This is a genomic window from Mesoterricola silvestris (assembly GCF_030295405.1).
Classification (GTDB): domain Bacteria; phylum Acidobacteriota; class Holophagae; order Holophagales; family Holophagaceae; genus Mesoterricola; species Mesoterricola silvestris.
Genome location: NZ_AP027080.1, coordinates 829385 through 842053 on the forward strand (window position 1 = coordinate 829385; position 12669 = coordinate 842053).

The following is a 12669-nucleotide window of genomic DNA, read 5'->3' on the forward strand; positions in this document are numbered from 1 at the left end:
TCGATCCTGTGGAGGAGCGGTCCATTCCTGGGGTCCACCTTGCGATGATCGGGGTCAATGGCCGCCGGCGTCCTCCCCTTTGGCCAGACGCTTCAGGTCATCGGCCAAGAGCACCTGATACCGTCTCGGACCCAGCCGATGGATGAGGCCCCGGTCGACGAGTTGGGCCAGGGTGCGAGACAGGGTGGCCGGGGCCAGCCCGAGGGCTTCCGCAAAGGCCTTGGAGGGCTGGGGCAGGGTGACCAGGGTGTACGCCTCCTCCCGGATCAGGTCCCGCAGAGCTGCCGCCACCCTGGGCAGGGCGCGGTGCAGGGAGACCTGCTCGATGGTGTCGAAGGCTTTGCGCAGTCGCTTGGCAAGAAAGCCCAGCAGGGCCATGGCTATCCTGGGCTCCTGCATGGCGCGGACCAGGTCCTGGCGGAGGACGTAGCGGATCCTGACCGCGTCCAGGGCCTCCACCGTGGCCGGGTAGCCGCCCTCATCGAAAAATGGCGCGAACCCTAGCACTTCCCCCGGACTGAAGCGGAGCAAGGTCGCGGTTCTCCCATCGGCAAGCTGGCGAAAGGCCTTGAGGTGTCCCGCATCCAGGATCACCAAACGGTCGGCCAAATCCCCCTCGCGCCACAACATGGATCCTTTGGCGTAGGTCCTGGCTTGCATCCAGGGCGCCAACAGGTCCATCAACTCAAGAACAGCTTTGGACAAGGACAGGGAGGGGTCGGATGGCGCCGTGCGTCCCTTTCCGCTTGGGGCACTTGCCGCAGTCCTTCCCATTTCGGTCAGCCGCAGAGAGCGGGCCTGCCTGGGTTCCAGCTTCACCAGGCCCTTTGCCTGCAGGGCCTGCACGTGACTGCGGACCGTGGCCACCGACGACCAACCGAAGGCGCTAGCCAGTTCCCGGTAGCTGGGACGTCGGCCCTCCTCCTCCGCCTTGCGCAGATGGAGAAGCATCCGGGTTTGGATGGGGGAGGGTGGCAGGAGGGTCATCACTTGGAGGATACCGCACATCTGTTCGCCCACTGTAGCTTCCCGTGGCTCACGTCAATGAACCCAACCCGCCATTCCCAGCAGCGCGCCCAGGCCCAGGACGAAGGCCGGGTGCCACCGGAAGCGAACCAGCAAAACCAGGGCCAGCCCGAACAGACCAAACCCTGGAAGGCCGTGGAGGGCGCCCGGGGCGAGCAGGAGGGCAGCGGCCAGGATGAGGCCCACCATGACCGGCACGAGGCCAGCCAGGAGGTTCTGGGCGTGGCGCAGGTCCCTCATGCGACTGTAGAAGTGGGTCAGCAGCGCCATCAGGGCCAGGGCCGGCAGGAACAGGGCCGCGGTGGCGACCAGTGCCCCCGGAACCCCCTGAAGGCGGTACCCCGCGAAGGTGGCCAGCACGGCGATGGGGCCTGGCGTCAGGTTGCTGATGGCGACACCATCGATGAATTCCCTCGGCGTGAGCCAGCCCAGGGCCACCACCAGTTTCTGGTGCAGCACGGGAACCAGGACGAAACCGCCGCCGAAGAAGATGAACCCCATCTTGATAAAGGTCCAGGCCGTGACCAGAAGGGAGGCCGCCACGGGGGCGGCCGCCAGCGGGGCCCCACCCAGGGCCAGAAGGGCGGGAACCGGCCGGGAGGCCAATGCCCTGGATGGTGTCCGGGAAAGGGCCGCCTTGCCAGTTACCAGGCCCACCACGGCCCCGAGCCCCATGATGACCGGGGCGTTGACCCGGAGCAGGGCCAGCGCCAGGGCCACCGCCGCCAGCAAGCCGGCCTGCCAGGAGCGCAAGGCCTTGCGCCCCATGGACCAGGCCGCTCCGAGAATGAGCGCGATGACGACGGGGCCAAGGCCCTTCAAGGTTGCATTCAAGGCGGGCAGGGCGTGGAAGGTGAAATAGAGCCAGGAAAGGCCGATCACGAGGGCCACGGAGGGGGCCATGAAGGCGACGGCACAGGTCATTCCGCCCAGGAAGCCGAAGAACCGGTGGCCAACGAAGTAGGCCGCATTGGTGGCGAATGAACCCAGGATCTGGCCAAGGGCCAAGCCGTGGAGCAGTTCTTCCGGATCCATCAGCTTGCGCCTTCGCACCAGTTCCTCTTCCATCAAGGCGAGGACCGCCATACCCCCGCCGAACCCGATGGCGCCCAGCTTCACAAACAGCAGGGCCAGGGGCTGGAGTCGGAGAAGGGGCTTCCGTGGCGGGTTCAAATGGCCGCGACCTTGGAGGCCGGCGCGGCGCAGGGCATACAGACCTTCTGCCCGTCATGGGTCCGGCCGTAGGATTCGATCACGAGGTCACCGCAGCGCTCGCACACGAAGGCGTTGAACTGTTCCGCGGGCCTGGGAACGACCGGTCCCTGCTCCACGGTGCCGATCTTGAGGATGTTCCCAACGGGGGCGTTCATGACGTTTTGGATGAGAGGCTCGACCATCTCGGCCGGCACCTGGGACGCGGGGATGCCCTTCATGCGGTACTCCTGGAAGAAGGGCGTCTGCCGGCTCGCGGCCTGGGCCTCGGCCCGGGGCACGACGCGAACCCGGCGGCCGGTGGCACGGTCGACCAAGGTCATTCCGAACTTGCCGAATCCGAGCTTCCGGATATTGCCCTTGCCGAAGGTGCACCCGGTAATCATCTGGACCCCGTCTGCGAAGCAGTGGGCACAATGGGCGTCGCCCAGTTCCAGGATGACTTCGAGCTGGCCGTCCCTGGCCCGGTCGACGCCGAGCGCCTCCAGGGCCGCCGCCCCGGCCCGCAGGCCCAGGGGCATGGCAGGGCATTTGTGGCCGTGGAGCAGTTGGCCAGCGCTGAGGAAGTCCTTGGGGTCGATCATGGGAATCTCCTTCTCAGGGGGCGTTCAGCCACCTGTCTAGATGAAGATCCGTCATCCAAGGACTCTCCGGGTTGACCCAGGTCAACAACCGGCGTTTTCGCTAGCATGCTGCCCTCGGTCGCCGTTGAGCGCGCCAGCGAAGGTCAGGACCGTTCAGCCTTCAACGCCTCCAGGCGGCGGCGAGCCCCTCCCGGCCGATCCGGAACCGGGTCCGAAGGTCCTCCGGGGTCAGGGCAGGATCATCGCTGGCCGGATCGGGAATGGGCCAATGCAGCTTCTCAATTTTGCCCAGGAACAAGGGGCAGACCTCCTCGGCGCAGAGCGTGATGACCAGGTCCACCGAGGCTGGATCGATGTCCTGCACGGATTTGGAGGTACGGGATGTGGCATCGATCCCCTGCTCCGCTAAAACCTCGATGGCGTAGGGATTCACCTGGCTTGGCCGGCTTCCCGCACTCTGGATGCGCCATCCGGGGAAGAGTTGCCGGGCGAGGCCCTCGGCCATCTGGGAGCGGGCACTGTTGGCCACGCAAAGGAACAGGATGCTGGTCGGGGCCATTGGGGCTCCGTTGATCGGGATGTGGAGGATCGGTCTTTTCTGGGTCGCATGACACAGGCGCATTCCCCGTGCAGCAGGGAGCCCGCGTCCGTGGCCACGGGGAGGCCGGCTTGGTCCCAGGCCAGCATGCCGCCGTTCAGTAGCGCGAGTTGGTGGTACCTATGGGCCATCAAGACGGCAGCCGCCGCCTTGGTATAGACGCCGGAAGAATCCGCCAGAACCAGAAGCCGATCCATCGGAAAGTCGCTTCCCTGCTCGGCAGCAATGGGATGGGGAAGGTGCAGACTTTCGGGCACGCCAAAGGCTTGCATCTGGACCAGTTCATCACTGCGCAGGTCCACCAAGAGCCCACCGCCCCTGAGGGCGTCCAGGGCCTCCTGGGGGGAGAGGAACCAGAGCCCCTGTATGACCTTGCCCTTCTGCTCTGACGTGAAGGGCGATGGCCACCCTGGTAATGCGCGGGAACACTTGTGCTGCCCGTGGGCTATCATGTTTGAATCGCAAATGGATCTGTTTTGTAAAGCCACCGGTCGGATATTCCCTCCTTCCTTCGGAGGCGAACGGTGCTTGCGGGCATCGTCTCTTGGGGGCGAAGGTGAGAAAACCAATAATTCGGACCCAGGATGGCCTTCCTTCCTTCAGTCCGGCCCGGCCTGGTGAGCAATCAGTATTGCGGAGACTCCTGCACAGCAGCAATCTCGTCACGGTGGAGATCCTTCGTTTATGGGCTCGGGCGCGAAAAACGGCGTTTATTTCCACGATCAGCAAGGCCTTTAAGCAAAGCGTCGCTGTCCAAGCGTTTCTGAAGACCCCGCCACTCCAACTGCGATCGCTGAACCTGAACCAGCGAAAGCAGTTAATGCTGCTGAAGGCCATGGGGATGGTCTGGCCACGAAATGGGGCTTTCAAACCTAAACGGGTTTACATTCTCTTTCCGTCCGATTCTAAGCATTTGACCGGTTCCAAGCGGAAGCACCCATTTGGGATTCTGGCGGACAATTCTGAAACGCACGTATTCGTATTCGAGGATGATTTGGAGGGGGCCAGTCGTCAGGTTGATGATATTTTGAAGATTCAATTAACAAGGCTGGCCCAGATTAAATTATTTCTTCATATTATTCATCGAAACAAAAATGTTTCATTCATTGATGGTTATGGCCCCCAGTGGCCTTTGATTGCTGTGCCGTCCGCTGTCTGTTGCTGGCACCTTCCCTTGGGCCCGGGCTCGTCGGAGGAGGGGCACTATCGCTGCCTACACCTCTTCTGGCCTCATGCGAGCCGAAATGCCTTGAAGTATGTCATCCCACCTTGTGTCACATGGCGTGGTTGGTGTTCCTGTCTTACAGCCATTGATTCAATATTCCAGAACGCTGTTCGGAAATGTGTTCCGGTTGGTATGGCGAAGGTCCCTGGGAATGTCCGCCCCGCTTCAGAGTCAGTGACCCGCCATACATTTAGGCCATCCGGCCCAGGTCAAGGTCGCGAATCCTTTACGAGAACTTATACTTGCCGATATGACGGGGAAATCCTCCCGGTTGTCTATCCCGGGTTGCATCTCAGTGGGGGCACTGAGTCAAAATCGGACTTAACACCTGGTTGGGATATTTCCGAATTTTCCCAAAACTTTTCATCAAACAGCAATGATATCAGCGTATACGAAGTCCAAATGCGTACCCATTACCGTCAGGATGGATGTTTCCCGCTTGACGGCAGTTCTCCGAATACCAATTCAAAAGATTTGAAAAAAATGATATTCAAGCAAATTTTTTCAAATAGACATAGATTATTAAATCCTATTAATACAATATTTGAATCAGATATTCACGCCCCAGATAATCCAGATATTCACCCACCGGAGTAGTACCTTCCTTGGTACCTTTGGGCCCGCCAACCTTAGTACCTTGAGTTGCGGGGAAACCTGTGTCGTCACCCCCCTCTATTCCCCATACGGCATATAGGAATAATGGAAGCACGAGGGCGAAGGATTCGGCTGGTTGGCACACCGGACTTTCAGCCAAAGTTTGCCTCGCTGGGAATCAAATGTCTTGGGGGCGCTGGCCTGGTTGCAGATCAGATTGGGATGTTCCCACCGCTATCTTTTGGGCCAAGAGGCGCCAAGAACTGACGGGGCGATCAAGTTGCCGAATCGCATTGCCGTGGGTGATGGCGCGCCAGTCGGTGGACGGCCTTGGCAGACCCTTCTGACCCCGTGGGGATCCTTCGAATCGAGGCTGTCGGTGACCGGGTTCGCCTCGTGGGGAAGTGTGGGGGAGGGCTGATGGAGGAACGCATCGACTACCTCAAGGGTCGGCATTGCGCCCTAAGCGCAGGTGGGGGCGGTGTTGATCATGCGGCCAAGCCATAATTGGACATCGCCAACCGCAATCTGGAAGATTTTGAAAATTCAAATCAATATATTAATTTATTAATATTTATTCTGTTTCAAACATAAATTAATCAAAATTTTATAATTGAAAACAAACCTGGGGCGGGTCCAATTGGATGACCACCATCGCCATCCATACATCTACTCCCACAAGGTCTTGCAGGCCCACACCCGGTCGGGCCCCCTCGATACAGGGACCCTGAGGCCGAGGCACCAGCACCAACATCAGATCGTTGAAGGGACGCTGGATCCCCGTCAAACGTGTGTTTCCGGCAAGAGTGCGTGGCGGTCTAACCTGATGTGCTCGATTCTGCCCTTTAGCGGTCCAGCCGTCGAAGGACTCATGGTGGCCGTGGCTCGGTGAAGCCTTAGTGAGAAACCTTCCCGTGATGGTCCCGGATGTGCCGGTGGCGGATCTTGGCGGGCGTGTTCGCCAGACCCGCCCCGATCCAGGTGGCCAGGAGCACGGCGGGCCACGCGGACAGGAGCAGCGCCCGGCCACCCCACTCCACCGCCAAGGCGAGACCCGTCAACGGCGCGTTGTAGTTGGCCGCCAGATAGGCGCACACGGCGACCGCGCAGGCTAGGCCGAGGGTCATGTGGGGCGTCAGCGGATGGATGGCTCCCCCCAGGAGGGTCCCGACGGATAGGGTCACCACCAGCAATCCGGCGACGCCGGTGGTGCCAAGGGTGGCCCAGACGGCCAGGACCTTGAGGGCTAGAAGGGCCAGGATAGCCAAGGGAATGAAGTTGGCCTGAAACACCTGGAGGGCCACAGGGAGGCCACCCTGCAAGGTCCAGGTGTCACCGAAAAACCGCCAGGCGATCCAGGCGGTAAAGGAGGTGCAGAGCCCGCCCGCAAGACCTCGGGCCCGCCAGGACCACGCGCCGGTCCATTTCCGAATCCAGATGACGCCACGCTGGAACCGCCTGGAGAGAAGCCCCGCCGCAAGGCCGATGAGCACTGCCTCTGCGATGGGCCTCCAGGAGGTCGGGCCGAGGTCGGGGAAGGGCAGCAAAGGGTTGCTGTCCACGAGGCGGCCGTGGACCCAGTGGGAAAGGAGGGAGGCCACGGAGGCGGGAAGGAGGGCCGTGCCGTCCAGGTCGCGCCGGAAGGGGGTTTCCATCGCCAGGATGGTTCCCGCCAGGGGGGCTCGGAAATAGGCGGCAACGCCCGCCGCGGCGCCCACCAGGAGGATCTGGCGCCGGGTGATGCCCTGCATGGGCCGGAACCGCCCGATGAACCTGTGGAGGTAGAGGGCCGCCCGGGCCCCCAGCCATTGGCTGGGCCCGCCCAGGCCGAGGGAGGCGCCAAAGCCCACGGTGGCCACGCAGGCGGTGGCCTCCATGAGGTCGACCCTGGGGTTCAACTCCATGGGGGGGGTGTGGTACTGGATCACCACGTCGTTGAGCATGCCTACCGTGCGAAGGTGGAGGCGGTTGAGGATCCACCCGCTCGCAAAAAGCCCGAGAATTGGCGCTGCCAGCCGTAGCGCAGGCCCCAGGCGGTAGATGTGGCCCCAGAAGACCTGGTTGCACACGATCTCCAGGGTCGAGACGCCGACGCCAGCGACAAGTCCGATGGGGACGGCAAGCATAATCCAATGGCGCATCTTCACGATCTTGCGCATCCAAGCCTGCGTTGGGCGCAGCATGCCTGCGCGCCCAATTTGGGCTTCGAGTCCGTTGGGATCGACTGCCTCGAATTCAGGCACACGTCCTCGCGATAAGGGTCTTGATGTTCATTTCCCCCGGAAGGCCGCCGGTCCCGCAAAGCGGGCCTTTGCCCCAAGCTCACGCTCAATCCGAAGCAACTGGTTGTATTTTGCCACCCGCTCGCCTCGAGCGGGCGCACCGGACTTGATCTGGCCGACGCCCAAGGCCACGGCGAGGTCGGCGATGAAATCGTCCTGGGTTTCTCCCGAGCGGTGGCTCATCATGCACCGGAACCCCCCATGCTGGGCCACCCGGGCAGTGGCGATGATTTCTGAGAGAGAGCCGATCTGGTTTGGCTTCAGAAGGACGGCGTTGGCCATATCCGCAGTCATGGCCTGCCGAACCCGGGCCTGGTCCGAAACGAAAATGTCATCTCCGACCAACTGGACCTGAGCGCCGGTCTCGCGGGTTAGGTGAACCCACCCGTCCCAATCGTCCTCAGCCAGTCCGTCTTCGATGGAGATGATGGGGTACTTGCCGAGCCAGGACTTGTACAAGGAGGTCATCCCACGGGCATCCATGCTCTCTTCGGCAAAGGTATAGTTGCCCTTTTTGTAGAAACCGCTGGCCGCAGGGTCAAGGGCAATGAAAATGTCCTTCCCGGGCTTGTAGCCCGCTCCCTGGATGGCTTCCACCAGGAGGTCCAGCGCCTCCTCCGGGTAGGTAATATCCGGCGCGAAGCCGCCTTCGTCGCCTACGGAGATCGAGAGGTCGCCCTCCTTTAGAATCGCGGCCAGCTTGTGGTAAGTTTCGGCCCCTGCCCGGAGTGCCTCGGCGAAGGAGGGCAGCCCGGCCGGAACGATCATGAATTCCTGCCAGTCCAGTGGGTTGTCGGCATGTGCTCCACCGTTCAACACGTTGAAGCAGGGCACGGGCAGCAGGTTCGCTTCCTCCCCGCCAAGGCTTCGGTACAGGGGTTGACCCTCCACGGCTGCCCACAGCCGGGCGCACGCCATGGAGACGCCCAGGATGGCGTTGGCTCCGAGACGGCTCTTATTGGGGGTGCCGTCGAGGTCGATCAGTAACTTGTCGAGCACGGCCTGGGGAGGAAGATCCTTGCCGACAAGGGCCCCGGCGATTTCATCTTCGACAGAATGGGTCGCCCCAAGGACGCCTTTGCCCTGGAACCGACTCTTGTCCCCGTCCCTACGCTCCAGCGCTTCAAATTTGCCGGTCGATTTCCCCGAGGGAACTGATGCCCGGGCCACCTTCCCTCCAGCCTCCATCACGACTTCAACGGTGGGAAAACCCCGGGAGTCCAGGATCTCCAAAGCAGCAAGGCGATCGACCTTCATGGTTCACTCCTTTCAGGTGGACGAAGAATAGGCCACAAGATCTAAGAGCAGGGGGAGGGCGATAGGGAGGGGAAGCCGAGGGCTTCGCCCAGCGCTCCCACCCCACTTGCCGCGACGCCCACACATACCGCCCCCGTTCAATCCAACTAGGCGCCATCAGCCAATGGGGCGGTTACAGGGTGGACACCATCACCGCGGAAAGGATACCGCCGCCCTGGTGGTAATGTCAGGTGGAATTGTGCAGGTCTTTTTGGGTGAAAATACGGAATCGCCTGATGAAGCCATGCTGAAACAACCGGGGTTCGGGTGTTTCCATTACGGGGGCCTGACCTGAGTATCGTTCGCTGAAATCCGAGTTAAGGCGCACTTGAGCGCCCACGGCTCAACCAACTCGGACCAAATTCGGTTCCCCTTCAGCCCGAAGCCGCTGCCGCCGGATAGTTCCAGGGCATCCACCTGGCCGGCTCCCGATCGACCTCTTTGGCGTGCTTCAGCAGCTCGAGCAGGTATTCGAACGGCTCCACGCCGTTCAGTTCCGTCGAGTGGATCAGGCTCATGAACGTGTCCCCGACCCGGGCTCCCGTGGCCGACCGGTAGAACAGGGAGTTCTTCCGGTGCATGATGGCCCGCTTCAGACTGGCCTCGCACAGGTTGTTGTCCAGCGGGGCCCCGGGCTCATGCAGGAACAGAGTGAGTTCCTTCCAGTGCTTGCGCATGTATGCGATGGCCTGTCCCAGCCCGGAGTTTGGCTCCACCTTGGCACCCTCGATCTGGTCTCGCAGCCAGGTTTCCAGGCCCGCCATGACCGGGCCACTCCCCTGCTGGTGAAAGGCCAGCCGGACCTGGGGGTCCATCCCCTCCCGCTTGGCCCGGGCATCGTTCCGGTAGACCACCTTGAGTTGGCCCAGCAGGTGCTCGACCTCCACCGGGAACTTGCCTTCGACCTCGACGAACCGGCGGTGTGCGTGGGCCAGGCAGTGGGCCAGGATGGTGTTGAGGTCCCCCGCCTCTCCTACCGTGTTCGCGGCCAGCCCATCACACATCTGGATGGGAGCGGAGAGGCCCTCGGCGCGGTGCTTCAGGACGGCTTGCAGGTTCTCCCCGGCGTGGTGGTGGCCGGTTATGAACAAGGCAATCCGGTGGTCCACGGACCGGGACAGGATCGAGGTTGTGTAGGTCGCCTTACGTTCCAGGGGGGCCTTTTCCAGGATCCGCATGATGGTGTCGTCGTTGTAGAGCACCTCGCCTTGGGCGGCCTGCCGGGTGAGTTCCGCATGGGCTGGGGTCAATAGGCCCGCCGCCTTGAGCAGGAGTTCCCATTGGGTGGAGACCGGCATAGGGATGCCGAACGCAAGTTGGAGCCGCTCCAGGCGGTTCATGGGCAGGCCGGTGCCGTAGCGCAGCAGGCCCAGCAGAACGGCCACGCTGAGGTCGTAATTCTCCTCGCCCATGCCCGCCGGCGCCTGGGCGGTGAACACTTGACCGCAGAGGTTGCAGCGGCGGCGCTCCAGTTCATAGATGGTCGCTTGGATCGGGGCCGCCCCCGTGATGCAAGCAGGGGCGAGGGCTCCTTCAGGGGATAGAACTTGCCGTTGGGGCAGTGGGGGCAGGGCTCACCGCTCGCGGTTCCCTCCAGGGTCCTCGGGATGCGCCTGGCCTTGGGATAGTCGCCAGCTCCATTGCGGCCATGGCCTTTCGGCTTCTCCCGCTTCTTCTTGGGACGGCCAGCCTGGTTGTGCATGGCCTCCTTGCACACTGCCGCGAACGACTCGGTTTTGGGGCCGAAAAACAGATACTTCAGGCGATCGAGACTGACGTCCTTCCGGCCTGCCTCATCCCGCAAAACGACCATGGTTTCGACGAGCACCCGGAAGTCGTCGTGCATCTCGCCCTCGCCCGCCATCTCGCGAAGCTTGACTAGGGGCTGTCGGCAAACCCAAGGCTATGAATAGCTAGGTTGTACTCATGATTCGAAAGCGGTATCCAGGTTCCACCGGGAGGTGGCTGGATGCCGAGGAGCTTTCTGACTGACGTGATGTGGGACAAGTTGGCCCCCTTGCTGCCGCCAGAGAAGGGCGAGACAGGTCGGCCCTACAACGCCCACCGGCCTTGGATCGAGGCGATTCTCTGGAAGCATCGGACTGGAGCTCCCTGGAGAGATCTTCCTGAGGAGTTCGGGTCTTGGAAGAGCATCTACAGTCGGTTTAATCGCTGGAGCAAGGTTGGGGTCTGGCAGGCCGCGTTGGAGGTGTTGCGGGAAGATGCAGACACAGAGTGGCTGATGATCGACTCCACAGTGATTCGAGCGCACCAGCAGGCCTCCGGGGCTGAAAAAGGGGGCTCCAAAACCAGGCCATCGGCCGATCCCGAGGTGGCTTGTCCACCAAAGTGCACATGATCTGCGATAGCCACGGGAACCCCCTCGACTTTGTCCTAACTGGTGGTCAAACCCACGACTGTACCCAATCCTGCACGCTCCTGGTGGGACGGTCTGCTGTGGCAGTGCTCGCCGACAAAGGGTACGATGACAACCGGACCCGGAGCACCATCCAAGGGATGGGGGCCGAGGTGGTCATCCCCTCGAGGTCCTGTAGGAAGGCCCCCATCGACCATGATGCCTTCCTCTACCGGGCGCGCCACGCCGTGGAGAACCTGTTTGCGAAGATGAAGCACTTTCGCAGCCTGGCCACGAGATACGACAAGACCACGCGGAACTACGCCGCCATGGTCGCAATCGCGTGTCTGGTTATCTGGCTCAGGCTTTGACCAGCCTGTCTTTATCCTGCTTTTTCCTTTCAATCCAATTCATCCCCGTTTGAACCTCGCAGCGTGTTGCCGTCACCTTGGGGTAGTGGAGGCATGCCATGTCCATCCAGGATCCGCTTACACAGCAGATCATCGGCTTCAGCTACCGCGTAGCGAACACGCTGGGACACGGTTTCGTCGAGAAGGTGTACGAGAACGCCTTGGCCTTCGAGTTCCGGAAGGCCAAAATCGCCTTCGCCCAGCAACAAACAGTCGAAGTGTTCTACGAGGGGGAAAGGGTTGGGCACTACAAGGCCGACCTCATTGTTGAAGGCCGGGTCATCGTCGAGGTCAAGGCCATCCAGGCCCTGAGCGATGTTGATGTCGCCCAGGGGCTGAATTACCTGAGGGCCACTGGCCTCCCGACTTGCCTCCTCATCAATTTCGGCAAGGCGAAGATCGAGGTTCGCAGGCTGGGAATGAGCCCTGGCAGGGGTGCCGGGGAAATGGAACTTGAGGTCAAGGACCTCCTATAACACCGGCTGCGGCCCATGCCAGCGTCGGCCCTGCGGAAACGGGGATAAACGCAGATATATGGGATAAAAAGGGATAGCTTCGCCTTTGACTTGGCCCTTCATCCTTACTCGGAAGTGCTTCGGGTTTGCCGACAGCCCCTAGGTGGCCGCGCAGTTTCTCCGTTGAGACTTCCCGGAACCGCAGGTCCGGACGCTGGGGAGGCGGTGTCGCCTTCTTGTGCTGCTTGTGTTGGCCATAACCCAAATTTGAGGCTATTGCGAAATCGTGCAAGCGAATATAAATCGAATCATGGCAATAATTTAGATAGATGCGCTTCTGGATGGTGCCCGAGGGGGCGCCAGGCTGGAGGCACCTTGGCACCCCGGGGGTCGCCCCCACAGATCAGCACCTGTAATTCGTGGGCGAGGAGCTTTGCAGAGGCCATCCCCGCTTTGGCCGGCCACCATCGGAACTGTCCCTTGGACAACCGCTTCTGGCAAAGCCAGTAGCCCTGGCCGTCATATTATGTGGAGCTCCACATAATTCGATTTATGTTGAGACTTCCGTAATGTGGAGGCCCAGGTTTGGAGCCCCTCAATGTGCGGACAACAGGCCGTGGTTCTCCACATT

The 12669-nt window shown here is 61.6% G+C and carries 11 protein-coding genes, 1 pseudogene and 1 riboswitch; of the genes and pseudogenes, 3 read left to right on the forward strand and 9 right to left on the reverse strand.

Annotation, left to right across the window (positions count from 1 at the left end):
- Positions 1-54 precede the first annotated feature (54 nt).
- From R2J76_RS03490 to R2J76_RS21520, 5 genes are all read right to left on the reverse strand, one after another.
- A complete protein-coding gene (locus tag R2J76_RS03490) occupies positions 55-1020 on the reverse strand; it encodes a cyclic nucleotide-binding domain-containing protein (protein WP_316414399.1) in 966 nt (321 codons plus the stop codon).
- Positions 1021-1041: 21 nt separating this feature from the next.
- Complete coding sequence (gene chrA / locus R2J76_RS03495; protein ID WP_316414400.1) at positions 1042-2199, reverse strand: chromate efflux transporter; 1158 nt, start codon at positions 2197-2199, stop codon at positions 1042-1044.
- The gene (locus tag R2J76_RS03500) at positions 2196-2822 is read right to left on the reverse strand and encodes an FmdE family protein (protein ID WP_316414401.1); all 627 of its coding nucleotides are present in this window, start codon (positions 2820-2822) and stop codon (positions 2196-2198) included. Before R2J76_RS03500 ends, chrA begins: the two co-directional genes overlap by 4 nt.
- 160 nt (positions 2823-2982) lie before the next feature.
- Positions 2983-3327, reverse strand: coding sequence for an arsenate reductase ArsC (locus R2J76_RS03505; RefSeq protein WP_394366778.1), 345 nt, complete (start codon positions 3325-3327; stop codon positions 2983-2985).
- The gene (locus tag R2J76_RS21520) at positions 3252-3872 is read right to left on the reverse strand and encodes a rhodanese-like domain-containing protein (protein ID WP_394366779.1); all 621 of its coding nucleotides are present in this window, start codon (positions 3870-3872) and stop codon (positions 3252-3254) included. Before R2J76_RS21520 ends, R2J76_RS03505 begins: the two co-directional genes overlap by 76 nt.
- 368 nt (positions 3873-4240) lie before the next feature.
- Here R2J76_RS21520 and R2J76_RS03510 point away from each other — a divergent pair, with 368 nt between their 5' ends.
- Positions 4241-5242 carry a hypothetical protein gene (locus R2J76_RS03510; RefSeq protein WP_316414403.1) on the forward strand — a complete coding sequence of 334 codons (1002 nt, stop codon included), beginning with the start codon at positions 4241-4243 and terminating at the stop codon, positions 5240-5242.
- An 893-nt stretch (positions 5243-6135) separates the two neighbouring features.
- Here R2J76_RS03510 and R2J76_RS03515 read toward each other — a convergent pair.
- The 3 genes from R2J76_RS03515 to tnpC form a co-directional block, all read right to left on the reverse strand.
- Positions 6136-7398, reverse strand: coding sequence for a chloride channel protein (locus tag R2J76_RS03515; protein ID WP_316414404.1), 1263 nt, complete (start codon positions 7396-7398; stop codon positions 6136-6138).
- Positions 7399-7509: 111 nt separating this feature from the next.
- Positions 7510-8778, reverse strand: coding sequence for a phosphopyruvate hydratase (eno, locus tag R2J76_RS03520; RefSeq protein ID WP_316414405.1), 1269 nt, complete (start codon positions 8776-8778; stop codon positions 7510-7512).
- Between the two features lie 140 nt (positions 8779-8918).
- Positions 8919-8981, reverse strand: a riboswitch (Fluoride riboswitch).
- A gap of 210 nt (positions 8982-9191) precedes the next feature.
- Positions 9192-10388 carry an IS66 family transposase gene (tnpC, locus tag R2J76_RS03525; RefSeq protein ID WP_316415880.1) on the reverse strand — a complete coding sequence of 399 codons (1197 nt, stop codon included), beginning with the start codon at positions 10386-10388 and terminating at the stop codon, positions 9192-9194.
- Positions 10389-10786: 398 nt separating this feature from the next.
- On the opposite strand from tnpC, the gene R2J76_RS03530 reads away from it, so the two are divergent.
- A protein-coding gene (locus R2J76_RS03530) for an IS5 family transposase (protein WP_316414406.1) occupies positions 10787-11544 on the forward strand; the annotation gives its coding sequence in 2 pieces (ribosomal slippage) (positions 10787-11123 and positions 11123-11544; 759 coding nt in all).
- Positions 11545-11642: 98 nt separating this feature from the next.
- Entirely contained in the window at positions 11643-12059 is a 417-nt protein-coding gene (locus R2J76_RS03535; protein WP_316414407.1) for a GxxExxY protein, read from the forward strand.
- A gap of 287 nt (positions 12060-12346) precedes the next feature.
- Here the strand turns inward: R2J76_RS03535 and R2J76_RS21525 are convergent.
- Positions 12347-12550, reverse strand: a pseudogene (locus tag R2J76_RS21525) (hypothetical protein); the annotation flags it as partial.
- Positions 12551-12669 lie beyond the last annotated feature (119 nt).